Raw genomic sequence first — 24,741 nt, 5'->3', positions numbered from 1 at the left:
CCTGCCCTACCGCCCGGGCCTGCTCACCCTGCAACGCTGACCTGACGCACGACCGAGGGGCGGGCCCGGCACCACGCCGAGCCCGCCCCGCGTCACGTCCATCGGCCCCCGCCTCTGCCAGGCTGGGGCATGCCCTTGAGCGCACACCACCTCAGAACATCGGTCGCCGTGTCCGACATCGCGCGGGCGGTCGCCTTCTACGAAGGCAGGCTGGGCCTGCGGGCGCTGCGGTCCGCGCCCAGCGCCCACATCCTCGACGGCAGCCGCATCTACGCCTCCGGCGGCGGACCGGCCCTCAACGTGTACCAGTCGGTGACCGCCGGGACGACCGAGGCGACGCTGGCGACGTGGTACGTCGACGACCTCGACGAGATCGTCGACGAACTCACCGCCGCAGGCGTCGACTTCGTGCGGTACGAGCAGTTCGAGCACGACCCGAAGGGGATCACCGCGCGGGCCGGCGGCGGGCGCATCGCCTGGTTCCAGGACCCGGACGGCAACACCTTCGCCATCGAGGCGGACGTCTGACCGACCGCCTGCGCCAAGGACGCCGACCCGGCGGCGTCCTTCTCCCACCGTGCCGCGATGCGGGGTTCTTCGCCTGAATTCGACCGTCGTGTCGATCTCGGCGGCTCGACGTTCGTCGGACCAGTGACAGCACCGGCGGTCGAGTAGGGAGATTGATGACCATGCGCAGCAGGCTGTGGGGACTGATATCCGCGCGTGCGAGCATCCTGCGCCTGATGCCCAGAGCGGGTTTCGGCCTGTTCGGCGCGCTCCTGCTGCTCAACCTCGTCCTCGCCGCGCTGCCGATCGCCTTCGTGGTCACGTCCAGCGTGGTGCTGGGCAAGGTGCCCGGTGCCGTCGAGGGGGGTCTCGACTCGACGGCCTGGCACGACCTCGTCCCGGTCTTCGCGGCTGCGGCCGGCTTCTTCGTGTTGCAACAGGTGCTCGCCCCGGCGCAGCTCTCGCTGGGCGAGCTGCTGGCGCGGCGGATCGACGGCACCGTGGTGGACGACGTGATGCGGGCGTCGATGCGCAGCACCGGCGTCGGGCCGATGGAGGACCAGGCCGTCCTCGCCGACCTGCGGTACGCTGCCCGGGAGCTGGAGCACGGCCTGCAGATGTGGGGACCGGGCAGTGCCTGCGCCGGCACGCTCGCACTGATCGCGCGGTACGGCCAACTGGTCGGCTTCGCGGTGATCATCGGTGTCGTCTACTCCTGGTGGGCCGCAGTGGCGCTGGCCGTGACCGTGCTGTGGTTCCGCAACGTGCAGCGCGGCGGCCTGCGCCGGTACGCCGACGCCCGCTACCGCCTCATGGGTCGGCAGAACAAGGTGGAGTACGTCCGCAACCTGGCCGTGCAGTCCCCGGCGGGCAAGGAGATCCGGGTCTTCGGGCTGGCGACCTGGATGGACGGCCAGCTGCGGGCGGCGTACCACGACTGGTTCACGCCGCTGTGGGCCGCGCGACGACGCGTCTACCTGTGGCCCGGCGTGTGGTCCACCGGGTTCAGCCTGCTGGCCTGCGGGGCGATCTTCGCGACGATCGGCGCCACCGCCATCGACGCGCTGACGCTCACCGAGTTCGTGCTGATCATGCAGGCGGCGCTGGGCGCCATCCGGCTCTCCGTCTTCTACCCGGAGGCCGACCTGGAGACGTCCATCGGCACCGAGACCTACCGGGCGGTACGGCGGTTCTCCGACCACATCGACAGGTACGCCGTGCTGGAGCCGGCCGGCTCGGGCGACGCGGTGCCGGAGCCGGTCAGCGAGATCCACTTCGACGACGTGTCGTTCCGGTACCCCGGTCAGGAGCGGCCGGTGCTCGACGGGCTGGACCTGCGCATCCCGGTGGGCCGCTGCACCGCGATCGTCGGGCTCAACGGTGCGGGCAAGACCACCCTGGTGAAGCTGCTGGCCCGGCTCTACGAGCCCGACCACGGCGCCGTACGCCTCGACGGCGTCGACGTCCGGAGCTTCGAGCTGGCGCGGTGGCGGGCCCGGCTCGCCGTCATCTTCCAGGACTACCTGCGGTACGAGTTCTCCGCCGCGGACAACGTGGCGTTCGGCGCGGTCGACTCGGTGGACGACCGGGACGGCGTCCGCGAGGCGGTGGCGGCGATGGGCCTGACCGAGAAGCTGGAGTCGCTGCCCCGCGGTCTGGACACGCCGCTGGCCACGCACGTCACCGGCGGCGGGGAGCTGTCCGGTGGCCAGTGGCAGCGGTTGGCGCTCGCGCGGGCCCTGTTCGCGCTGCGGCACGGCGCGTCGGTGGTCGTCCTCGACGAACCGACCGCGAGCCTCGACGTACGCGCCGAGGCGCAGTTCTTCGACCAGTTCGCGGAGCTCACCCAGGGCGCCACCACGCTGCTGATCTCCCACCGCTTCTCCACGGTCCGGCACGCCGACAAGATCGTGGTGCTGCACGACGGCCGGGTGGTCGAGGAGGGCTCGCACGACGAACTCCTGGCGCGCGACGGGCGCTACGCGCAGCTGTTCCGGTTGCAGGCCGACCGCTTCGCCGACAACTCCGACTCGGACCGGGACGAGGTGCTGCTGTGAGGGTCATGTTCGCCGGCATCGGCCGGTTGCTGTCCGCGGCGTGGCGCATCGACGCGCGCAAGACGGTCGTCGCCTCGCTGCTCATGCTGTCCCTGGCCGCGTCCGCCGCGCTGCTCGCCGTCGCGCTCGGCGCGATGACCGACGCGGTCATCGGCGGCCGGACCACCGCGGCGGCCGTACTGGGCGCGGTGGTCGCCCTGCTCGCCATCCTGGCGCAGTCCTCCGGTCAGTTCGCCATGATCGCGTACTTCGAGCTGTCCGAGCTGATCGAACTGGACCTGCACCGCGAGTTGCTGGCCGTCTCGAACGGCTCCGCCGAGATCGGCCATCACGAACGCCCGGAGCAGGCCGACGAGTTGACCGTCCTGGTCCAGGCCAGCGGGCAGTTCCGCAGCAGCATGCAGTCGCTGTTCGAGGCGGCGACCATGGTGCTGGCCGTGGTCCTGGGCGCGGTGATCCTGGCCCTGCAGAGTCCGTACCTGCTGCTGCTCCCGGTGGCCGCGGCCGTACCGCTGATCACCGGCCGCCTGGCCGAGAGCGCCCTGGAACGGGCCAAGACGACGATCGCCGAGCCGACCCGCGTCGCGCTCAACCTGCTGCAGGCCACGACCACCGCCCGCTACGCCGGTGAGCTGCGGGTTTTCGGCGTCGAGAAGGAGCTACGGCGGAGGTACGCGAGCCTCTGGCGGACCGCCACCCGTGGCCTGCACGGCGCGCACCTCAGGGCGATGGCGCTCCGCGCGGCGGGTCAGGTCGTCTTCGGCCTCGCGTACGTCGGGGCGGTGCTGCTCGTCGTCCGCAATGCCATCGCCGGGCAGCAGAGCGTCGGCGAGGTGGTCCTGGTGATCGTGCTGGCCACCCAGGTCAACCAGCAGGTGACCGGCGCGGTGACCCAGTTGCAGCAACTGCAACGGCTCGCCAACACCTACGTCCGGCTGGACCGGCTGCGCGACGCGGTCGGCGGCGCGGGGCAGGTCTCCGACGAGCCCGTCCCGGACCGGCTGGTCACCGGGATCGCCTTCGAGAACGTGAGCTTCAGCTACCCGAACGCCGACCGGCCGACGCTGCGCGACGTCAACCTGACCCTGCCGGCCGGCAGCACCGTGGCGATCGTCGGTGAGAACGGCGCCGGCAAGACGACGCTGGTCAAGCTGCTCTGTGGCTTCTACCAGCCCACCGCCGGCCGGATCCTCGTCGACGGCGTCGACCTGCGACGGCTGCCCGTCGAACGGTGGCGCGAGCGGATGGCCGCCGGTTTCCAGGACTTCGTGCGGTACGAGTTCCGGGCGCTGGAAGCGGTCGGCGTCGGAGACGTCGCGCGGGTGACGGACCAGGACGCCGTGCACGACGCCCTGGTGAAGGCGCACTCCACCGACGTCCTGCGCGCCCTGCCGGAGGGGTTGCCCACCCAGCTCGGCACGTCGTACACCGATGGGGCCGAGTTGTCCGGTGGGCAGTGGCAGAAGCTCGCACTGGGCCGGGCGCTGATGCGGGACAACCCGATGCTGCTGCTGCTCGACGAGCCCACGTCCGCCCTCGACCCGCAGGCCGAACACGAGCTGTTCGAACGCTACGCGGAGCACGCGAGACGAACCAGCGCGCAGACCGGCGCGGTCACCGTGCTGGTGTCGCACCGCTTCTCCACGGCCCGGATGGCCGACAAGATCATCGTGGTCGGTGACGGGCAACTGCTCGAGGTGGGGGACCACGACACCCTGATGCGCGCCGGCGGCTCCTACGCCGAGATGTTCGCCATCCAGGCCAAGGCGTACCGCTGACACGATCACGCGAGGGAGAGAGACATGGGCCACCGGATCCGGGTATCCGTCATCATCGCGACCTACAACCAGGCCGACCTGCTGGCGGAGACGCTGCGACACCTCGCCCGGCAGACCCTGCCGACCGACGAGTTCGAGGTGATCGTCGGTGACGACGGGTCGAGCGACCACACGACGGAGGTGGTGCGGTCCTTCGCCGACACCCTCCAGGTCAAGTACGTCTTCCAGGAGGACCGGGGTTTCCGGGCCGCCGCCGCGCGCAACGCCGCCGCCCGGCTGGCCGCCGGCGCGCTGCTCGTCACCCTCGACACCGGGTCGATGGTCGGCCCGGACTTCCTCACCGCGCACCTGGCCGCCCACGCGGGCGGCGACGGACGACGGGCGGTCATGGGCCTCAGCTACGGCTACACCCCCGACGAGCCGAAGCAGGAGGTGCAGGAACTGCTCGCGCAGATGCTGCCCGAGACGGCCGTCGAGCGGTTCCGCGACATGCCCGACTTCCAGGACGTCCGCCAGTCCTACTTCGCCGACTGTGAGCTGGACCTGAGCCGGCGACGGGTGGCCTGGCAGGCGTTCTGGACCTTGAACTCGTCGATGCGGACGGACGACTTCCGCCGGGTGGGCGGCTTCGAGGAGAAGTTCCAGGGCTGGGGCGGCGAGGACATGGAGCTGGCGCTGCGGTTGCTGCGCGCCGGCCTGACCCTGCACGTCGCGCCCGAGGCGTGGGTCGTGGTGGCCCCGCACGACCGCGACCCCGCGGCCAACCTGGAGGCGCTGTTCGCGAACATGCGGATGTTCCTCGCCAAGTTCCCGGAGCCGGTGGTCGAGCTGGGCCTGGGCGTGATGCTCGACAAGGGCGACTTCTGGGGCTGGGAGCGGACGTACTCCGAGCTTCTCGACTGGCAGCAGCGGGTCCGCGACCTCAGCGTCCGCGACGAGATCGCCAAGGCCCTGGTGGACGTACCGGCCGACGAGTCGGTCGCCGTCATCGGGTGCGGTGCCGACGTGCCCACGACGATGGCCGGCGCGGTCCTGGTCGACTTCGACGAGGAGCTGCTCGCCCGCGCCGTGCGCTCGGGTGACCACAGCGGCTACCACGCGGTCGGGCTGCACACGCTGCTCGCCGACGACAGCGTCGACACGGTCGTCATCACGTCCCGGATGACCGGCCTCTGGGCCACCTGGAGCGCCGAGATCCTGGCCGAGGCCGACCGGATCGGCCGGCGGACCGTCTCGTACGCCGCCCCGGCGGCCTCGTGAACCCGTAGGCCAGATCCACGGACCGACCCGACCATGCGAAGGAGAACCATGGGCCACCGGCGGCGGGTTTCCGTCATCATCGCCACCTACAACTCAGCCGACCTGCTGGCGGAGACGCTGCGACAGCTCACCCGGCAGACGATTCCCCGAGACGACTTCGAAGTGATCGTCGGTGACGACGGGTCGACCGACCACACCGCCGAGGTGGTGCGATCCTTCGCCGACGTGCTGCACATCGGGTACGTCTTTCAGGAGGACCGGGGTTTCCGGGTCGCCTCCGCCCGCAACGGCGCGGCCCGGACGGCGGTCGGCGCGCTGCTGGTCATCCTCGACACCGGGTCGATGGTGGGCCCGGACTTCCTCGCCGCGCACCTGGCCGCGCACAGCGGTGACGAGCCGCGGGCGGTGATCGGGCCCAGCTACGGCTACAACCCTGAGGTGCCGATGCTGGGCGTGGACGAACTCCTCGCGCAACTGCCGCCCGAGGGCGTGGTGGAGCGCTACCGCCACCTCCCCGAGTTCCAGGACGTCCGGCAGCCCTACTTCGTCGGCTGTCAGATGGACCTGAGCAGGCGGACGATCCCGTGGAAGGCCTTCTGGACCGGGAACTGCTCGATCCGTACCGACGACTTCCGTCGCCTCGGCGCCTTCGAGGAGCGGTTCGAGGGCTGGGGCGGGGAGGACATGGAGCTGGGGTACCGGCTGCACCAGGCCGGCCTCGCCATCACGCTGGCGATGGAGGCGTGGGCGGTGGTCGCCCCGCACGAGCGCGACCACAAGGCCAACTTCGACGAGTTGTTCGCGAACATGCGGATGTTCCTCGCCAAGTTCCCCGTACCCGTGGTCGAGATGGGCCTGACCGTGATGGTGGAGACGGGCCAGTTCTGGCAGTGGGAACCGATGTACCTGGAACTCCTCGACTGGCAGCAGCGGGCGCGTGACGTCGACGTCCGCGACGAGATCGCCGCCGCCCTGGCCGACCTGCCCGACGGCGAGGCGGTCACCGTCATCGGGTGCGGCGGTGCGCTGCCCGCCACCCTGACCGGCGCGACCCTCGTCGACTTCGACGAGGAACTTCTCGACCGCGCGGTGCGTTCGGGGGACCACAGCGGCTACCACGCCATCGGGCTGCGCACCATGCTGGCCGACGGCAGCGCCGGAACCGTCGTCGTCACCTCCCGGATGGCCGGGCTGTGGGACAGCTGGGGTCCGCAGATCCTGGCCGAGGCCGCGCGAGTCGGCCACCGGACCATCTCGTACGCCGGTCCGGCCCCACGGTCGGCGGATCCGCAGGAAATCCAATCGGAAGGGAGAGCCGCATGACGACCCTGGTGGTGTCACCGCATCTCGACGACGCGGTGCTGTCCTACGGCGGGCACCTCGCCCAACTGGTCGACGCCGGTGAACGCGTCGTCGTCTACACGGTCTTCGCCGGGAGCCCTGTCCCGCCGTACTCGCCGGTCGCGACCACGTTCCACGACCAGTGGGCGATCGTCGGCGACCCGGTGGCGGCGCGGCGCGACGAGAACGTCGCGGCCCTCTCCACGCTCGGCGTCGAGCCGCCGTACCTGTGCGGCCCGTTCCTCGACGCGATCTACCGCCGTTACCCGGACGGCGGCTGGGTCATCGACGACGAGAACCCGATGGACCACCACGCCGACGACGAGGACGACCTGGTCGCCGACATCGCCGCCGACATCGAGCGGGTGATCGGCGCGTACTCCGCCGATCGGGTGGTCACCTGCGCGGCGGTCGGCAACCACGTCGACCACCGCCGCACCCGCGACGCCGTCCTCGCCGCGGTGGCCCGGACCGGCTCGCCCCTGTCGCTCTGGGACGACTTCCCGTACCTCGCGTGGCCGGGGGTCAACGTCATGCCGGCGCTACCGGCGGGCGTGCGCGTGTCGGAACCGGTGGCCGTCGCCGTCAGCGACGACGACTGGGCCCGCAAGCTGCGGGCGGTCGGCGCGTACGCGAGCCAGATCGCCATGCTGGAGAGCGGCGGGCAGACCATGAGCGACCAGTACGCCGACGACTGCGCCAACCGCCGCGCCGGCCACGGGGTCGAGGGGTTCTACGAGACCGTCCGCGAGGTGCTGGCGCTCACAGATGCCGCTGCACTTCGGTCAGCCGCTCAGTGAGAAACGCACGTTCGACGTCGTTGTCGGTGAGGGTCAACGCCTCCTCGTAGGCCGTCCGGGCCTGCGGCCACTGCCCCAACTGGCGCAGGAAGTCGGCCCGGGCGGCGCTGAGGTACCCGTACGTGGCGAGGGACGGATCGGCGAGCAGCGGGTTCAGCGCGTCGAGGCCGGCCCGGGGGCCGTCGCGCAGCCCGATCGCGACGGCCCGGTTGAGATCGACCACGGGGGAGGGCCAGATCCGGAACAGCGTGTCGTAGAGCGCGACGATCTGGGCCCAGTCGGTGTCCTGCCAGGTCGGCGCCTCGGCGTGCAGGGCGGCTATCGCCGCCTCCAGCGCGTACCGGGTCGGGGGCCGACGACGCAGCGCGTCGGCGACCAGAGCGCGGCCCTCGGCGATGAGCTGCCGGTCCCAGCGCGAGCGGTCCTGCTCGGACAGCAGCACCAGCCGCCCGTCCGCGGATCTGCGGGTGTCCTGGCGGGCGACGTTGAGCAGGAGCAACGCGAGCAGTGCGCTGATCTCGGCGTTGGTCGGCATCAGCAGGTGCAGCATGCGGGCCAGCCCAACCGCGCTGTCCACCAGGTCGTGGCGGACCAGCTGGGCGCCGAGCGGCGCCGTGTGACCGGTGGTGAAGATCAGATGGACGACCTCCAGGACGGCGCTCACCCGCTCCTCGAGCTGGTCCGGGCCCGGCACCCGGTACGGGATGCGGGCTGCGGCGATCTTCTTCTTGGCCCGGGTGATGCGGGCGGCCATGGTGGCCGGCTGCACCAGGAACGCGCGGGCCACCTCGGGCGTGGACAGCCCGCACACCAGGCGCAGCGTCAGGGCGACCTGGGCCTCCCGGGCCAGGGCCGGGTGCGAGCAGGTGAAGATGAGGCGCAGACGGTCGTCGACCAGGCCGTCCTCCGGCCCGGGCGTGGTCTCGTCGGCCACCAGCAGGGGCATCTTGCGACGGAACACCGACTCGCGGCGCAGGACGTCACGGGCCCGGTTGCGCGCGATGGTGGTCAACCAGGCGCCCGGCCGGTCCGGGATGCCGGTCTGCGTCCAGGTCTCCAGTGCCTGCGCGAACGCGTCCTGTGTGCACTCCTCGGCCAGGTCGAGGTCGCGGGTCAGGTGGGCCGTGGTGCTGAACACCTGGGCCCAGTCGCGGCGGTGCGCCTGGGCGACCGCCGCGACGACCTCGTCCTTCGTCCGTGGGTCGGTCACGTCAACCGTGGTCGACCACCGGGCGGATCTCCACACCGCTGTGCGACGCGCGCACCTCGGGGAGCAGCGCCGCCAACGACAGGACGTCGTCCAGGTCGGTGGCCTCGATGAGGTAGTAGCCGCCGAGCGCCTCCTTGGTCTCCAGGAACGGCCCGTCGGTCGTCTTGATCTGGCCCATCGAGTCCGAGCGCAGCGTGGTGGCCGTGGGCGACATCTCCAACTGCTGCCCGTCGATGATCTGCGTCCCGGCCTTCTCGGCGAACGCCTCGTGCGCGGCGTCGTGCGCCTTCCACTGCTCGTCGGTCATCGCGTCCCACTGCTGGGCGTCGCCGTAGATCAGAATCATGTACTTGGCCATGGCTCAAGTCCCGTCCGTGTGCCGGCCCCCTCGTGGTGGCCTCTACATTACGACGGGCCGCGCCGGCGGTAGATCGACAGCCACGCCGAAAATCTGGTCCCCGACGTCGGGCCGAGGTCAGTCGCTGGCGTGGCTGAGCAGACGGTCCAGGGGTTCGAGGTCGAACGGGGTGTCCAGGCTGAGGATGACGTGGGTCGCGCCGGCCTTGAGATAGGCGTCCACCTCGTCCACCTCCGCCTTCTGGATCATCGTGGTGCGCTCGATCTCGGCGGGGTCGCGGCCCTGCTCGGCGCACCAGCGGTCGAGGACGGCGCTCTTGTGCGCGAAGCGCTCGGCCGAACCGAAGTCGTTCCACATGTCCGCGTACCGGGCCACGAGGCGCAGGGTCACCTTCTCCCCACCGCCACCGATCAGCAGCGGCACCCGTGACGCCGACGGAACCAGCGCGGCGAGGCGGGACCGTACGGTCCGGACCCCGTCCTCCAGGGCCCGCAGCCGCTCGCCGGCACTGCCGAACCGGTAGCCGAACTCGGTGTAGTCCCGCTCGAACCAACCCGCGCCCAGGCCCAGGATCACGCGACCGTCGCTGATCTGGTCGACCGTGCCCGCCATGGCCGCGAGCAGATGCGGGTTGCGGTAACTGTTGCAGGTCACCAGCGAGCCCAACCTTGCCCGGCGGGTGTCGGCGGCCAGCGCGGCCAGCGACGTCCAGCACTCGTAGTGCGCGCCGTCCGGGTCGCCGTACAGCGGGTAGAAGTGGTCCCAGGTCCAGATGCTGTCCACACCGAGTTCGTCCGCCGCGCGCCAACTCTCGCGCAGTTGGGCCATCTGGCAGTGCTGGGGCGTGAACAGCACCCCGACCTTGAATCGAGCCATGACCATCTCCTCGACGTCGACGCGTTATCGAGTAGAGGATGCCCGTGGCGAACCGGCAAAACCTCTTTGAAATTGCGGTTCCGGCCCAATCAGGGCACGCGTGGAGTGGACCCGCGCCCTCGGCAATCGAGAAGAAATATGCGGTCGGCGAGGTCATTAGTTTCGGCGGCAGATACCGCTCTTCGCACCACCGGGTCCCCGCCCGGTGTCGTGCAACCGAAACATGGAGGCCCGCGATGGGTAAATGCCCGATCATGCTCGATCCCGAGGGACGTGACATTCATGCCGAAGCGGCCCGGATCCGCGCCGAGGGCCCCGTCACCCTCGTCGAGGTTCTCGGCGGCTACCACGCCTGGTGCGTCACGTCGTACGACATCGGCAAGCAACTCCTGTCCGGCAACCAACTCTCCAAGAACGCCAAGCAGGACTGGCCCCCGTTCGTACGCGGCGAGGTGCCGCACGACTGGGAGCTGATCACCTGGGTGGCGATGGACAACCTCACCGTCCGCGACGGCGCGGACCACGACCGGTTGCGCAAGCTCGTCTCGCACGCCTTCACGCCGCGGGAGGTCGAGAAGGCCCGACCGCGGGTCGAGTCGATCGTGCAGCGGCTGCTGGACGAGATGGAGGCCAACACCCGACCGGGTGAGACGGTCGACATCAAGGGCCAGTTCACGTACGCGCTGACCGCCACCCTCATCTGCGACCTCTTCGGCGTTCCCGAGGAGGTGCGGGAGGAGGCGCTCAAGGGCACCAAGCAGAACAGTCTGACCAACCACACCGGCGAGATGGCCGCCGCGAACCTCGACCAGTGGCACGACGCCATGTCCAAGCTCGCCGCCCGCCGTCGGCAGGACCCGGGAGACGACCTCACCAGCGTGCTGATCGCCGCGAACGAGGACGGCGAGACGCTCTCCAACGAGGAGCTGATCGGCAGCCTGCACGTCCTGCTGGGCGCCGGCTCGGAGACGCTGAGCAACGTGCTGGCGCACTGCATCATCGACCTGAGCACCCACCGCGACCAGTTGGAGCTGATCCGTTCCGGGCAGTACACCTGGATGGACGCCTTCGACGAGGCGGTCCGCAAGGACGCGGCCGTCGCCCAACTGCCCTTCCGGTACGCCAAGGAGGACATCCACGTCGGCGGCGTCACGATCGCCAAGGGCGATCTGGTGCTGATCGCGTACGCCGGGATCGGCCGGGACCCGGCGCTGCACGGCGACACCGCGAACGACTTCGACATCACCCGCCCCGACAAGACGAACCTGTCGTTCGGGCACGGTGAGCACTACTGCCTGGGCCGTCCGCTGGCCACGATGCAGTCGATGGTGGCCCTGCCGGCCCTCTTCGAGCGGTTCCCCGACCTGACCCTGGCCGTGCCGCGCGAGGAATTGCCCCCGCAGGGCACGTTCATCATGAACGGCTACGACCGGGTCCCGATGTACCTCACCGCCGCGGTCCCCGCGGCCGCCTGAGCCGGTGCCGACAGACATGGCGGTGGTCACCACGAGGGTGGCCACCGCCATGCGGACGTTCACGGTGCCCGCGCCGGCGCGCGCCGAGGGCGACTCAGGGCAGCGGCGTCAGACCGGTGCCGGAGAGCAGGTGCACGTCGCTGGCGGGTTCCGCCTCGCCGCCGAGCCGCAGGAAGGCCGCACCTGCCGTCGCCGGTGTCAGCACCGGACGCATCGGCGCCACGAACGTCTCGGCCGTGACACCGGCCCGCCCGGCGTACGCCTCGACGGCCGCCCGACCGAGGCCGGTCTCCGGGGTGAGCTGCGGCAGCACCGTGCGGAACGTGATGTCCAGTCCGGCGCGTACGGCCTCCTGGGCCGCGTAGTCGGCGAGGAACCGCACGGTCGCCTTTCCGCCGGCGTAGCCGCCGCTGAGCACGGAACCTCGCAACGCCGCGCCGCTGCTGGTCACGATCACCCTGCTGCCGGGTGTCAGGGGCAGCCGCAACACCTCGCGCAGCCAGAGGAACGCGATGCGGACGTCGGTGTTCCACGGGGTGGAGAAGGTGTCCCAGGTCTGCTCGGTGAGCGGGCGCAGCTCGGGTGCCGCGCCGGCCACCAGGGCGAGGACGTCCGGTGACTCGCGGCGCAGCACGTCGAGGCTGGCCGGGTCGGTGGCGTCCGCGTCGACCAGACGCAGGGTGCCGGGCCCGTCGGTCAGCCCGACCAGCGGCGTCGTGTCCCGCGACAGCGCGGTCACCGTCGCGCCGGCGGCGAGGAAGGCCTCGGTCACCCCCCGGCCGAGGCCACGGCTCGCACCGACCACGAGCACCTTGCGTTCGGACCACGCACTCATAGCGTCCACCATTCATGATGCCGTTCGTCAATTGGTAACCATTAAGCTACGAGCCGGGGCCGAGGCCGTACTTCTTTCAGAGTGCGCGGTTCCCGCAGACGTTCCCGTTTGCCTTTTCCGGCCGGCCGGCAGGGGTTAACGTGACGTACCGAATTCCGGTAACCACCCTTTCGCGCTTCACGCAGCCGCCCGTTTGCGCCCTCCGCTTCCCCGCGAGGGCACGATGGGGCCGTACCCGAAGGAGACCCCGTGCAGACAACCGAGACGTCGCACCGAGCCGATCTGACGAAGAGGGCGGCCGAGATTGTTCCGGTGCTCCGGAAGAATTCGTTGTGGCAGGAGGAGAACCGGCGGCTCGCCGACGAGACCGTCGAGGCGATGACGGCTGCCGGCATTTTCCGGATGCGTACCGCGGCCCGCTTCGGCGGTTACGAGGCGGACGCGCACACCCTGTTGGACGTCGGCATCGAGCTGGGGCGCGGCGACGGCGCGGCGGCGTTCGACGTCGCCGCCTGGTGGATCACCACCTGGAACGTCGGCCTGTTCCCGGACGAGGTGCAGGACGAGATCTTCGCCGACCCGGACGCCCGGATCAGCGGGACGCTGGCGCTCAACGGCACCGGCGTTCCGAAGGACGGCGGCATCGTGGTCAACGGCCAGTGGGCCTTCAACAGCGGCGCCGCGCACAGCGGCTGGAAGCTGCTCTCCACCCTGTTCATCCCGTCCGAGGGCGAGCCCGAGCCGGTGATGGCCGTGGTGCCGATGAGCGCGCTGCGCATCGTCGACGACTGGCACGTGTCCGCGCTCTCCGGCACCGGCAGCGTCACGGCGGTCGCCGAGGACCTGTTCGTGCCCTCGGCCAACGTCATGCGGATCGCCGCGTTCACCGCCGGGGAGTACGCGTCGGTCCGCAACGCCGACCTGCCGATGTTCCAGTCGCCGCTGGTCGCGGCGGTCGCGGCGTCGACCTCCGGCAAGATGATCGGCATGGCGCGCGCCGCCGAGGAGCAGTTCTACGCCCGGATCGGCGAACGGCCGATCTCCAACACCAACTACGAGCGCCAGGCGGACGCGCCGATCACCCACCTGCAGGCGGCCGACGCCTCGCTGAAGATCGACGAGGCCGAGGGGCACGCCCGGCGGCTCGCCACCCTGGTGGACGAGCGCGGGTTGACGCGCGAGCCGTGGACGATCCGGGACCGCGCGTACGCCAGGGCGGTGGCCGGTCGGGTGCCGCAGTTGACCGCCGAGGCGGTCGACATCCTGGCGGGCGCCTGTGGGGCCTCGTCCATCTACACCCGGGAGCCGATCCAACGGATCCGGCGGGACGTGCGCGCGGTCACCCTGCACGCCCTGCACCTGCCGACGACCACCATGGAGCTGTACGGCCGGGTGCTGTGCGGCCTGGAGCCCAACACGTTCTTCATCTGACCGATCCCGCACTCCTCGGATGCCCGCCGGCCGTGTCGGCGGGCATCCGTACGCGGGGCACACCCCGGGGTGAGCGGGGCCGTTGCCCGCAGTCCCCGGCGGGCCTGTCCGGCGGCGTTTCTCGGACCGTGCGCGGTAGCGCCCGGGGCACGCTGGAAGACGCCGAGACAGCCCGGCTGCGGCCACGATGGTGACCAGGCGCCACCGACCGACGACCGACGGAAGCGGGTAGCAGATGACCACGAAAACGGAAGCTCCAGTCCTGGGCGGCTCGGACCAGGCGGCGATCGGCGCCGTGTCGGCCCGCATGGTGAAGGCCTGGGCCGCGCACGACGCCGACGCCTTCGCCGAGCTGTTCGCCGAGGACGGCACCCTCATCCTGCCGGGCGTCTACGTCAAGGGACGCACGGCCATCCGGGACTACATGGCGGACGCCTACCGGGGCGTCTACGCGGGCACGACGGTCACCGGCGCGCCGATCGACGTCAAGCCTCTCGGGCCTGGCGCGGTAGCCCTGCTGACGGTGGGCGGCGTGATCGCGGCCGGTCGTACCGAACTGGCCGACGTGGACGCCATCCGCGCCTCCTGGATCCTCGTCAAGCGGGACGACGCCTGGCTGCTCTCGGTCTACCAGAACTGCCCGCGCGATCCGGCCTGAGCGGCGCCGTCCGGGCCGGCCCCGCGAGGGCGGCCACCATTCTCCGACACAGGCACCGATAGGGGGCCGGCCAGCTGGCCGGCCCCCTTCCCGGTCTTTCGAGGGCCTGCGGAGCTGCCGTGTCGGGCGGCGGAACCGGCGACGGGCTGCGGCGGTCGGTCCGGTCCGGGCTCGGCGGGTGGGGCGGACTTCGGCGACGTCGGTGTCACGAGTGGTCGCCGTCGTCGGCCGCTCCCGGATGGGCCGGGACAAGGCCGAAGCGGCGGGACAGGTGATGCTGCTGCCCGAGCTGGCGCATGGCCGCGAACGCCTGGTGCAGCAGGACGTTGCGCGCGAGTGCCTCGATGCGGGCCGTCTGGTCGGTCGCGATCCGGCTGACCTCGTGCCGGGCAAGCCGGTCGGCCGCGTCCCGATAGACGTCGAGGAAGTCCGGATCGCAGTCGCAGCCCAGGCGTCGCATCGCGGCGAGCGTGAGGGTGAGGTGGGAGCGGGCGGCAGCGTCCGCCGGGACCTGCCAGCCGGCCGACTCGATGATGCGGTCCGCGTCGGCGCGGGCGAGTTCGAGGCTCTCGTCCTCCTCGGCGGCGGTGTCCTTACCCGCCATCGCCACCTGGTTGAGCACCTCGAACAGCTCGATCGGCGGCAGGTGCTCGTCCTCGGCGGCGATCAGCAGTCGTCGAACCGACGTGAGGTCGAACTCACCGAGGGAGGTGAATATCTTGATCAGCCGAAGGCGTCGCAGGTGGTTCTTGTTGTAGAGCGCCTGGTTGCGTCCGGTCGGTTCCCCCGGTGGGAGGAGCTGTTCGCGCAGGTAGAACTTGATTGTCCCGACCGGCACGCCGGCCTGCCTGCTCAAGTCGGATATTCGCATCATGGCTCCCCGTGATCAGCGTGTCAGGCCCGTGGATCGCGACCGCTCGGGCTAGCCGTGGTTGCGCCGCGGAGTCATCGCGGCGGTTGCGGCGTCGCTGCCGGCGGAGGTCGTCGTGGTTGTCCTGGGCTGGTGTGGACCGAGAAGCACGGGTGATCGGCTCCTTCCGAACCTGGTGCCGGATGCGCAAACGAGGGGCTGATGGATGCGCCGTCCGATAGGAGACTAGGAGACCCGGACATACTTCGGCAACCCTTAATTACCGCACAAACACTGATAGTAACCAAAGTTCGTGCACCAATCACCTTCGTCGGTGCTCTAGGGCTGGTTGATGGTGATCACCATCGCGCGTCGATCCCGTTGTGGCGACCTCCGCCTAAATAGAACTGTCCATCATGAGAAGCCCTGGCTGCGACGCCGATCTGAGGCTGCAACACGTCGGTCATCGTCAATCTGAGTGGCACTGCCGCAGCATCGCGGACAGTCTGACGGCGGGTGGCGCAGGCGGACGACGCCCCTTGCGGACGGTTGTGGGAGGCGTCTCGTCGGCAACCCGGCGTGACCGTCGATCGGATACGCTCAGCAGCCAAAACAGAGATCAACAATAGCTCTGTGTCATGGTGGCCGGTTTGCCCGGGCGATGAGGCCGCGCCGGCCGTGAGGTGGGCATACATCGGTAATACACGCTATCCATATCCAGTAGCGCCAATACCCGCAGCTTCTCCACGATTGCGTCCCGGGCTCGGCCAGGGTTGATTGCGGTCGAGGTGTCGGATAGTGTTGCCATAAGTCGGGTAGATCATCCGGCATAAATTGTTGCACTGTTTTGGCTTGGAATTCAACTGTCGGATAGGTAATCCTTATCTGATTGCCACGAGTTGAATGGTTCACCGAAACGGTTCCTGGGGGAGTGCGATGAAAGACGTTTCCGAACAGGCGGTGCTGCGCGCGGTCGCGGCGATGCACGACCGCATGGGCGAACAACTGACGGTCGACGACATGGCCCGTGCCGCGATGTTCAGCAAATTCCACTTCACCCGCCTCTTTCGGCGGGTGACCGGTGTGTCGCCGGCCCGCTTCCTCTCCGCGCTGCGGCTGCAGAAGGCGAAGGATCTACTCGTCACCACGTCGATGAACGTGGCGGACATCAGCGTCCGGGTGGGGTACAACAGCGTCGGCACCTTCAGTTGGCGGTTCAGCCGCAGCGTCGGCATGTCGCCCACCGCGTTCCGCCGGCACGCCGGGTTCACCCAGGCCATCCACCCGCACCACGAGTGGCGCTCGGGGCGCTCGGCGACCGGCCAGGTCTCCTGCCAGATCCGTCTCGCGGACGACGACGAGGATCCGTTGATCTTCGTGGGGTTGTTCGGCGGTCGGATCCCGGAGGGACGTCCGGTGCGCTGCACCGTGCTGCAACGGCCGGGCCGGGTGCACTTCGACTCGGTGCCCTCGGGCTCCTGGTATCTGCTGGCGCAGTCGGTGTCGGCCGGTGGCGCCGACGTGGCCGATCGCGCCGTGTCGGTGGCGACGTACGGCCCGCTCACCGTCCGCGCCGGCGTGAACGCCACCGCCGACGTGGTGCTGCGGCGCAGCAGCGCGCTGGACCCGCCGGTGCTGCTCGCTCTGCTCGACGCCCGCAAGTACGCCCTGAGCCGGATGCAGCATGCCGGTACCGGGGTGTTGGACAGGGTGGGCATGGCCGCCTGAGCGCATCGCGGGCGGTGCGCTGGCCACACACCACGCGGCTTGCGCCACCGGCGGGTTCCGGGGCCCGGCGAGAGCGTTCGGCGAATCCGACGCGGGAGGTTCAGATGGTGGCGAGAAAGGTCGCGTCCTCGGTCGCGCAGAAGCACGTCCGGTACCTCACCGTCGTGCCCGCCGCGACAGCGCGGGGACTGGTCGCCGCGGTGTACCGCCAGGTCGCCGAGGAATATCAGATCGTCGTGCCACCGGCCTTGCTGCACTCGCCGTCCGACGACGTCCTGGCCGCCTACTGGGCTCTGACCCGGGAGCCGCTGTTGCCCGGCGGAGCGGTCGACCGCGGGGTGAAGGAGGCGGTCGCGGCGGCGGTCTCCGTGGCCAACACCTGTCCCTACTGTGCCGACCTGCACGTCGCCGGACTCTTCGACCTCTCCGGCGAACACGACGCCGAGGCGATCGGCGCGGGCCGGCCCGACGAGGTCGCGGACGCCCGGCTGCGCTGCTTCGTCGAGTGGGCCCGCGACGCGCACCGTGTCGACGGGCCGCCGCTGCCACCCGGGTTGTCCGATGTGGAGTGCGCGGAGGTGGTCGGGGTCATGGTGGGCTTCCACTACCTGAGCCGCGTGGTGAATGTCTTCCTCCCCAACCCCCTGTTGCCGCAGGGCCTCGGCCCCCGCTCGCGGCGACGGTTCAACCAGGGACTCGCCCGGATCCTGCGGCCCACGTTGCGCGGCCAGCACTCTGCCGGTCGGGCCACCCGTCTGCTCGAGACGGCGGTGCCGCCGCGGGACCTCGGCTGGGCCGCCGGGAGTCCCCGGGTCGCGGACGCGGTGGCACGCGCGTACCGCGTCTTCGAGGCTGCCGGGGAACGATCGCTGGACCCGGTGGTCCGCAGCCTCGTGCTGACCCGACTCGACGGCTGGGACGGCGAGGACGCGGACCTCGGCACCCGCTGGTGCGAGGAGCTGGTGGCGCCGCTGGCCGCGCCGCAGCGGGCCGCGGCACGCCTCGCGCTGCTCACCGCGTTCGCGTCCTACCGGGTCGGCCCCGAGGTCGTCGAGGAGTTCCGGCGACACCACCCGGCGGACACCACGCTTGTCGATGTCGCCGCCTGGGCCGGGTACGCCGCGGCCCGACGGATCGGTGCCCGATACAGCGCACACGAGAAGAAGAACGACGAACGTCAACGGCGTGACAATTGCGGTGCCGCACCTCACCGGTCGTGAAGGGCGTGCGGAGTGCTGGCATCCCTGCTGCGTCGGCGGCGCGCGTGAAGCACATCCCACCGGAATAGGAGAGACGAATGGTGGTCGCACCGATTCGTACGCTCAACCATGCCCATCATCGAGCAGCTCTCACGGGCTTCCTGGTGATCACGCTCGCACACTGGGCCGAACACCTGGTGCAGGCGTACCAGATCTGGGTGCTCGGCTGGGCCCGCCCGCAGGCGCGGGGCGTGCTCGGGCAGTTCCTGCCCTGGCTGGTGACCTCGGAGTGGATGCATTACGGGTACGCGCTGGTCATGTTGGCCGGGCTGTTCCTGTTGCGTCCGGCCTTCGTCGGCCGGGCCCGGACCTGGTGGACCGTCGCCCTGGTCATCCAGTTCTGGCACCACATCGAACACTTCCTGCTGCTCCTGCAGGCACAGCTGCACACCACCTTCTTCGGCGCGGCGGTGCCGACCAGCATCCTGCAACTGGTCTACCCACGGGTCGAGTTGCACCTGTTCTACAACTCGGTCGTCTTCCTGCCGATGGTCATCGGGATGTACCTGCACCTGCGCCCGAACGAGCTGGAGCTCGAGCGGATGGACTGCAGTTGCCTGACGACGCAGACGCAGCCCACCGCCGTGGCGGCCTGAGCGCGTGTCCCGTCGGACCCGCCTGCTCGTCGCGGCCGTCCTGGTCCTGCTGCCCCTGGGCTGGCTCGTCACGGTGACCAGCCGCGCGCCGACGGTACGACTCATGGACAGCTCACCCGCCGAGGCGCAGGCGCTGACGACAGCGCCGACTGAGGCGCGGTTGGACCTGTCGGCGGAGGCCGATCCCGCGCTGTCCCACCTCTCGGTGGTCGACAGCGCGGGTCGGCGCGTCGACGCCGGCGCCGTGACGGCCGGGCCGGGTGACGTCCTGCGCGTGCCGGTACGCATCGAGTCGGTCGGCACGTACACCGTCGTCTACCACGTCATCGGCCGCGCCGGCGGGGAGACCAGCGGCGTCATCCGCTTCGCGGTCGGTACCGGTGCGTCCGGCGCGGTACCCGCCGACGCGCCGCACGAGCACGGTGGCGTGGACGCTCTCAGCGCGATACTGCTCCTGGTCAACTTCGCCACGGTCGTCGTCCTGGTGGTCCTGCTCGTCCGTCGTCCGGCGCCCCGCCGGGCCCCGCCGCGGTGATCGCCGGGTGAGCCGCGCAACGGCGAAGGCCCCGGATGTCGGACGACATCCGGGGCCCAGGGTGTACGCGTCAGCGGCGCAGCGTCGCGAGGAACGAGCGCAGATCGCCGACCAGCAGGTCCGGCTGCTCCATCGCGGCGAAGTGGCCGCCCCGGTCGAACTCGGTCCACTGCACGATGTTCGGGAAGCCACGCTCGGCGAAACGCCGTACCGGCTGTCCGGGATCGCGGGGGAAGATCGCCACGCCCAGTGGCACGGGCAGCGGGGGCGGGGGCGGCGGCGGGGTCTTGGCGATGGGCAGCAACTCGGCGTTGTCGTAGTAGAAGTGCGCCGACGACGCGCCCGCCCCGGTCAGCCAGTACAGCATCACGTTGGTCAGGATCCGGTCCCGGTCGATCGCCTCCTCGGGAACCTTTGTCGAGTCGCTCCACTCGTGCAGCTTCTCGACGATCCAGGCGAGCTGACCCACCGGCGAGTCGTTCAGGGCGTACGCCAGCGTCTGCGGTCGGGTGGCCTGGATCTTCATGTAGCCGGACTGGTCGTCGACGTAGTTCATCAGCAGCCCCAGCCGAGCGCCCTCCACCTCGGTCAGACCGGCCAGGTCGGCGGGGTCCGCCGACGGCGGCGTCGGCAGGAAGTTCACGTGCGCACCGATGACGTGCTCGTGGTCGAGGCCCGCCAGCACGAGGCTGATCCACGCGCCGAAGTCACCGCCCTGGGCGACGTACCGCTCGTAGCCCAGCGTCGCCATCAGCTCGGCCCAGGCCGCGGCGACCCGCGGCATCGTCCAACCCCCACCGGTGGGGGCCGGCGAGAAACCGAAGCCGGGAATGCTGGGAACGACCAGATGGCAGGCGGTCGCCGGGTCGCCGCCGTGCGCGCGCGGATCGGTGAGCGGCCCGATGATGTCGACGAACTCGGCGAACGAACCGGGCCAGCCGTGCGTGACGATCAGGGGAGTGGCGTCGGGTTCGGGAGAGCGGACGTGCAGGAAGTGCACGGTCGTGCCGGACACCTCCGCCGTGAATTGCGGGAACGAGTTGAGCCGGGTCTCGGCGGCACGCCAGTCGTAGCCGGTCCGCCAGTACTCGGCGAGCTCGCGCAGGTAGCCCGCCGGCACGCCCCGGCTCCAGTCCTCGGCCGGAGAATCGGCTGGCCAGCGCGTGTCTGCGAGGCGGCGGTGCAGGTCGTCGACCGCGTCCTGCGGAATGTCGATCCGGAACGGTTTCATGCGGCAATCCTCACTCTGCTGAGGGCATGGGAACGCAATTCTTCGCGACGTGCTCGATCGCGGTGGCGTCCGCGGACCATGCTAGCAATTAAAGGGTTGCCCGAAAGGGTCGGACAGCACCATTTTCCACAGAGCATTCTGGGAGAAGAAATGACGCTCGTCATCGATACCATAGCTGACAGCAATTGATTCTTACCCACTCCAGGAGGCAGACGGAAATGGGCGTTCCGCAGATTGCGCACGCGGTGGTTCTCGGCGGCAGCGTCGCCGGATCACTGGCGGCCCGGGTCCTGTCGCCGGCCTGCGAGCGGGTCACGGTCGTGGACCGCGACGATCTCTTCGGGCCGGTGGAACCACGCCAGGCGGCACCGCAGGGCCATCACATCCACGCCCTGCTGGCCCGGGGCCAACAGATTCTGGACGAGCTGTTCCCGGGCTTCACCGACGAGTTGGTCTCCGGTGGCGTGCCGATCGGTGACTTCGGCACCAGCCTCAGCTGGTACTTCAACGGCCAGATGATCCGCAAGGCCGAGACCGGGCTGGTCTGCGTGGCGAGTGGACGGCCGCTGCTCGAGTCGCGGGTACGCGCCCGGGTCCGGGCCCTGGACAACGTCACCTATCGGGAGCGCACCGACATCGTGGGCCTGGTCGGCTCGCCGGACCGGCAACGGATAGCCGGCGTCCGGGTGCAGGAGCAGACCCCGGGCGCGCCCGAGGAGACCCTCGACGCGGACCTGGTCGTCGACACCACCGGGCGCGGCTCGCGGACCCCGCGCTGGCTGGAGGAGCTGGGCTACCAGCGGGTGCCGGAGGAGCGGGTCAAGATGGACCTGACCTACACCACGATGGACTTCCACGGCCCGCTGTCGTTCGACCCGATCGGGACGGACATCGCGCTGCTCCCGGTCGCCACCCCGGCGCAGCCGCGCGGCGCGATCTTCGCCCGCATGCCCGACCGGTACGCCATCTCGCTGACCGGCATCCTGGGCGACCGGCCCCCGACGGACCGCGAGGGCTTCCTGGCCTACGTGCAGTCCCTGCCCGTACCGGAGATCTACAAGGCGGTGCGCGACGCCGAGCCGATGGGCCCGGCCAACTCCTTCCGCTTCCCGGCGAGCATCCGGCGGCGCTACGAGCGACTGACGCGGACGCCGGACGGACTGATCGTCCTGGGTGACGCCGCGTGTGTCTTCAATCCCGTCTACGGCCAGGGCATGACGGTGGCGGCGATGTCCGCCCGGCTGCTCGGCGAGCACGTACGCTCCGGCCCGCCGTCGCCGCCGGCATTCTTCCGTGACCTGTCCCGGCTCATCGACGCTCCGTGGGACATGTCGGCCGGCGCGGACCTCGGCTTTCCCGGTGTCGAAGGACGGCGGACGGCGAAGGTGCGGATGGGCAACCTCTACATCCCCCGCCTCCAGGCGGCGGCGGCGCACGACGGTGTGCTGACGACCGCCTTCCTGCGGTCAGCCGGACTGGTCGACCCGCCGCAGGCGCTGATGCGCCCCTCGATCATCTCCCGCGTCCTGCGCTCGCGGCGCTGATCCGCGGTGTGCCCGTGACGCTGACCCCTCGCTGTGTGCTCGTGACGCGGACCCCGCGTCGCGCGCTCGCGGTCGCCGACCCCGCGCCGCGTGCTCGCGGCGCGGTGCTCCGATCCAGCCCCTCGACACGAAGGACAGCCACATGGATGCAGCTCAGCTCGCCGGCACCGACGCGCCGCCGGACTCGCGCCGTTGGTGGGCGCTCGTTCTGCTGTGTACCGCGAACTTCATGGTCATTCTCGACACGCAGATCGTCATCCTGGCGCTGCCGACGATCGGCGCCGACCTGCAACTGGCGCCCGGCACGGCGCAGTGGGTGCTCAGCGCCAACCTCGTCACCTTCGGTGGTCTGCTGCTGCTCGGTGGCCGCGCCGCCGACCTGCTCGGGCGTCGGCGGATGTTCTTCACCGGCACCGTGCTGTTCCTGTTGGTGTCGTTGGCGTCGGGCTTCGCCTGGAACGGTGAGGTGCTGATCGCGGCCCGCGCCCTGCACGGCGTCTCGGCGGCCTTGATGGCGCCCACCGCGCTGTCGATCCTCACCAGCATGTTCCCCGAGGGCCGCGAGCGGCACCTCGCCCTGGCCGGCTGGGCCGGCATCGCCGGTGTCGGCGCGACCGTCGGTCTGCTCATCGGCGGCTGGCTGACCAGCAGCTTCGGTTGGCCCGCCGTCTTCTTCGTCAACGTTCCGGTGGCGCTGCTGATGCTGGTCCTCATCCCGGTCCTGCTGCGCGAGAGCCGGGACCTGAACGCCCGGCGTACGTACGACGTCGCGGGCGCCGTCACCAGCACCGCGGCCCTGGTCCTGGTGATCTACGGACTCGTCACCGCACCGTCGGCGGGCTGGCTCAGCGTCCAGACCCTGGCGACCTTCGCCGGCGCGATCGTCCTGGCTGCCGCGTTCGTCGCCATCGAGGCCCGGTCCAGCGAACCGTTGCTGCCGCTGCGCCTGCTGCGGTCGCCCACCCTCGTCGGCGGCAACCTCGTCATGGTCACCATGATCATGTGCGCCTTCGGGATGTCGCTGGCGATCGCCCAGTACACCCAGGGCCCGCTGGGCGACACTCCGCTGGAGTCCGGCATCCGGCAGTCGATCATGCCGCTGATGGCGTTGATCGGCTCGTACGCCGGGCAGTCCTTCATCACCCGCTACGGCTTCCGCCCGGTGGCGGCGGTCTGTCTCGTCCTGCTCGGCGGCGGCAGCCTGCTGCTGGCCCAGGCGGTGGCCGCCGGAGGATCCTCCGTCGGGCTGTTCGTGGGGCTGTTCGTCTTCGGCACCGGCCTGGGGCTCGGCACGGTCGCGGCCTCGGCGGCGGCTCTCGCCGGTGTCGCCGAGTCCGACCTCGGCCTCGCGTCGGGGATGAACACCGCCGCCCAGCAGATCGGCGGCGGCCTGGGCATCGCCATCGTGTCGACGGTGCTGGTCTCCTTCGCCAGCGGCACCGGACCGGCGGTGCTGACCGCGGGCTTCCGTCCCGCCTTCGTCACCTGCGCGATCTTCACCGTCATCGGACTCGTCATCGCCATCGCCCTGCTGGGCGGCCGTCGGCGACTCGCGCCGACCGAACTCGCGACCGTACCCCGTCATTGAGCGCGCCACCCGCGCGTCGCCGACCCCGAGAGGCAGAACCATGAGCGAACACCACCAACCCAAGGTGATCTCCGATCTGGCGGCCGACGGCGCCGATCTCGACCGTCTGGTCAGCGGCCTCGACGCCGCCGACTGGGCGTTGCCGACCCCGGCGCCCGGCTGGACGGTGGCCCACCAGGTCGCCCACCTCGCGGCCACCTTCCGGATGGCCGGCCTGGCGGCGGCGGACCCCGACAAGTTCGTCGCCATGACCGGGCGGCTGGGTGCCGACTTCAACGCCAACGTGACGGCGGCGCTCTCGGGCTACCTCGCCGAGGAACCCGCCGAGCTGCTGCGGCGCTGGCGTGAGGAGCGGGCCTGGGCCGAGAAGTCGCTCGGTGACCTGCCGATGAACCAGCTCGTCCCGTGGCTGGTGCGCCCGCTGCCGGCGGCGGTGCTGGCCATGGCCGGGATGATGGAACTCTTCGCCCACGGCCAGGACATCGCCGACGCGCTCGGGGTGCGGCGTACCTTCACCGACCGGATCGGGCAGGTCGTCGGGTTCGCCGTGCGGACCTGGGACTTCGGCTACCAGGCACGCGGTCTCGAAACCCCGGACGTCGAGTTCCGGTTCGAGATCACCGCGCCGTCGGGTGCGCTGTGGCGGTTCGGTCCGGTGGACTCGCCGCAGCGGGTGACCGGGCCGGCGGAGGACTTCTGCCTCCTGGTCACCCGCCGTCGGCACCCCGACGACCTCGCGGTCCGGGCCGAGGGGGACCTCGCCACCCAGTGGCTCCAGATCGCCCAGGCGTACCGGGGCCCGGCCGGTCCGGGCCGGACGCCGG

Annotated in this window: 22 protein-coding genes; 16 read left to right on the top strand and 6 right to left on the bottom strand. The window is 70.5% G+C overall.

What is annotated here, in order from left to right; all coding sequences use genetic code 11:
• The first annotated feature begins 168 nt into the window (after positions 1–168).
• The 6 genes from AC3EN4_RS31080 to AC3EN4_RS31055 all read left to right on the top strand — a co-directional run bounded on the left by AC3EN4_RS31080 (position 169) and on the right by AC3EN4_RS31055 (position 7,743).
• The gene (locus tag AC3EN4_RS31080; protein ID WP_435210030.1) at positions 169–528 is read left to right on the top strand and encodes a VOC family protein; all 360 of its coding nucleotides are present in this window, start codon (positions 169–171) and stop codon (positions 526–528) included.
• A gap of 215 nt (positions 529–743) precedes the next feature.
• On the top strand, positions 744–2,564 hold the full coding sequence (locus AC3EN4_RS31075; RefSeq protein ID WP_435210028.1) for an ABC transporter ATP-binding protein: 1,821 nt from the start codon (positions 744–746) through the stop codon (positions 2,562–2,564).
• A gap of 5 nt (positions 2,565–2,569) precedes the next feature.
• Positions 2,570–4,342, top strand: coding sequence for an ABC transporter ATP-binding protein (locus tag AC3EN4_RS31070; RefSeq protein WP_435210034.1), 1,773 nt, complete (start codon positions 2,570–2,572; stop codon positions 4,340–4,342).
• Between the two features lie 24 nt (positions 4,343–4,366).
• The gene (locus AC3EN4_RS31065) at positions 4,367–5,602 is read left to right on the top strand and encodes a glycosyltransferase (protein WP_435210026.1); all 1,236 of its coding nucleotides are present in this window, start codon (positions 4,367–4,369) and stop codon (positions 5,600–5,602) included.
• A gap of 48 nt (positions 5,603–5,650) precedes the next feature.
• Positions 5,651–6,925, top strand: coding sequence for a glycosyltransferase (locus AC3EN4_RS31060; protein ID WP_435210024.1), 1,275 nt, complete (start codon positions 5,651–5,653; stop codon positions 6,923–6,925).
• A complete protein-coding gene (locus AC3EN4_RS31055; protein ID WP_435210023.1) occupies positions 6,922–7,743 on the top strand; it encodes a PIG-L deacetylase family protein in 822 nt (273 codons plus the stop codon). Before AC3EN4_RS31060 ends, AC3EN4_RS31055 begins: the two co-directional genes overlap by 4 nt.
• On the opposite strand, the gene AC3EN4_RS31050 is transcribed toward AC3EN4_RS31055, so the two are convergent.
• The 3 genes from AC3EN4_RS31050 to AC3EN4_RS31040 form a co-directional block, all read right to left on the bottom strand.
• Complete coding sequence (locus tag AC3EN4_RS31050) at positions 7,706–8,881, bottom strand: RNA polymerase sigma factor (protein ID WP_435210032.1); 1,176 nt, start codon at positions 8,879–8,881, stop codon at positions 7,706–7,708. The two genes, AC3EN4_RS31055 and AC3EN4_RS31050, sit on opposite strands and share 38 nt — an antisense overlap.
• A 73-nt stretch (positions 8,882–8,954) precedes the next feature.
• Positions 8,955–9,311 carry a YciI family protein gene (locus AC3EN4_RS31045; RefSeq protein ID WP_435210022.1) on the bottom strand — a complete coding sequence of 119 codons (357 nt, stop codon included), beginning with the start codon at positions 9,309–9,311 and terminating at the stop codon, positions 8,955–8,957.
• 117 nt (positions 9,312–9,428) lie between these two features.
• Entirely contained in the window at positions 9,429–10,187 is a 759-nt protein-coding gene (locus AC3EN4_RS31040; RefSeq protein WP_435210020.1) for an LLM class F420-dependent oxidoreductase, read from the bottom strand.
• Positions 10,188–10,423: 236 nt separating this feature from the next.
• Here AC3EN4_RS31040 and AC3EN4_RS31035 point away from each other — a divergent pair, with 236 nt between their 5' ends.
• Positions 10,424–11,662, top strand: a complete 1,239-nt coding sequence (locus AC3EN4_RS31035; protein ID WP_435210018.1) for a cytochrome P450 family protein — start codon at positions 10,424–10,426, stop codon at positions 11,660–11,662.
• A gap of 94 nt (positions 11,663–11,756) precedes the next feature.
• Here the strand turns inward: AC3EN4_RS31035 and AC3EN4_RS31030 are convergent, their stop codons facing one another.
• Complete coding sequence (locus AC3EN4_RS31030; protein ID WP_435210016.1) at positions 11,757–12,497, bottom strand: SDR family NAD(P)-dependent oxidoreductase; 741 nt, start codon at positions 12,495–12,497, stop codon at positions 11,757–11,759.
• A gap of 249 nt (positions 12,498–12,746) precedes the next feature.
• Between AC3EN4_RS31030 and AC3EN4_RS31025 the strand changes: the two genes are divergently transcribed.
• Both AC3EN4_RS31025 and AC3EN4_RS31020 read left to right on the top strand, forming a co-directional pair.
• Positions 12,747–13,928 carry an acyl-CoA dehydrogenase family protein gene (locus AC3EN4_RS31025; protein WP_422739181.1) on the top strand — a complete coding sequence of 394 codons (1,182 nt, stop codon included), beginning with the start codon at positions 12,747–12,749 and terminating at the stop codon, positions 13,926–13,928.
• 235 nt (positions 13,929–14,163) lie between these two features.
• Positions 14,164–14,586, top strand: coding sequence for an SgcJ/EcaC family oxidoreductase (locus AC3EN4_RS31020; protein ID WP_435210014.1), 423 nt, complete (start codon positions 14,164–14,166; stop codon positions 14,584–14,586).
• Positions 14,587–14,791: 205 nt separating this feature from the next.
• On the opposite strand, the gene AC3EN4_RS31015 is transcribed toward AC3EN4_RS31020, so the two are convergent.
• Positions 14,792–15,457: a MerR family transcriptional regulator gene (locus tag AC3EN4_RS31015; RefSeq protein WP_422739183.1), complete on the bottom strand. Its 666-nt coding sequence runs from the start codon at positions 15,455–15,457 to the stop codon at positions 14,792–14,794.
• A gap of 915 nt (positions 15,458–16,372) precedes the next feature.
• On the opposite strand from AC3EN4_RS31015, the gene AC3EN4_RS31010 reads away from it, so the two are divergent.
• The 4 genes from AC3EN4_RS31010 to AC3EN4_RS30995 all read left to right on the top strand — a co-directional run bounded on the left by AC3EN4_RS31010 (position 16,373) and on the right by AC3EN4_RS30995 (position 19,554).
• The gene (locus AC3EN4_RS31010) at positions 16,373–17,164 is read left to right on the top strand and encodes a helix-turn-helix domain-containing protein (protein ID WP_422739184.1); all 792 of its coding nucleotides are present in this window, start codon (positions 16,373–16,375) and stop codon (positions 17,162–17,164) included.
• Between the two features lie 104 nt (positions 17,165–17,268).
• On the top strand, positions 17,269–18,384 hold the full coding sequence (locus tag AC3EN4_RS31005; RefSeq protein ID WP_435210011.1) for a carboxymuconolactone decarboxylase family protein: 1,116 nt from the start codon (positions 17,269–17,271) through the stop codon (positions 18,382–18,384).
• A gap of 77 nt (positions 18,385–18,461) precedes the next feature.
• A complete protein-coding gene (locus AC3EN4_RS31000) occupies positions 18,462–19,019 on the top strand; it encodes a hypothetical protein (RefSeq protein WP_435210009.1) in 558 nt (185 codons plus the stop codon).
• 4 nt (positions 19,020–19,023) lie between these two features.
• Entirely contained in the window at positions 19,024–19,554 is a 531-nt protein-coding gene (locus tag AC3EN4_RS30995) for a copper resistance CopC family protein (protein WP_435210007.1), read from the top strand.
• Positions 19,555–19,624: 70 nt separating this feature from the next.
• On the opposite strand, the gene AC3EN4_RS30990 is transcribed toward AC3EN4_RS30995, so the two are convergent.
• Complete coding sequence (locus tag AC3EN4_RS30990; protein ID WP_422739188.1) at positions 19,625–20,785, bottom strand: epoxide hydrolase family protein; 1,161 nt, start codon at positions 20,783–20,785, stop codon at positions 19,625–19,627.
• Positions 20,786–21,003: 218 nt separating this feature from the next.
• On the opposite strand from AC3EN4_RS30990, the gene AC3EN4_RS30985 reads away from it, so the two are divergent.
• The 3 genes from AC3EN4_RS30985 to AC3EN4_RS30975 form a co-directional block, all read left to right on the top strand.
• Positions 21,004–22,329 carry an FAD-dependent oxidoreductase gene (locus AC3EN4_RS30985; RefSeq protein WP_435210005.1) on the top strand — a complete coding sequence of 442 codons (1,326 nt, stop codon included), beginning with the start codon at positions 21,004–21,006 and terminating at the stop codon, positions 22,327–22,329.
• A 142-nt stretch (positions 22,330–22,471) separates the two neighbouring features.
• Complete coding sequence (locus AC3EN4_RS30980; RefSeq protein ID WP_422739190.1) at positions 22,472–23,917, top strand: MFS transporter; 1,446 nt, start codon at positions 22,472–22,474, stop codon at positions 23,915–23,917.
• A gap of 40 nt (positions 23,918–23,957) precedes the next feature.
• The coding region (locus AC3EN4_RS30975; RefSeq protein ID WP_435210004.1) for a TIGR03084 family metal-binding protein at positions 23,958–24,741 on the top strand (784 nt) is incomplete at its 3' end.

The organism is Micromonospora sp. bgisy143 (genome assembly GCF_057708145.1).
Note: the sequence above shows the minus strand (reverse complement) of the source record. Positions and strands in the feature narration are given on the sequence as shown.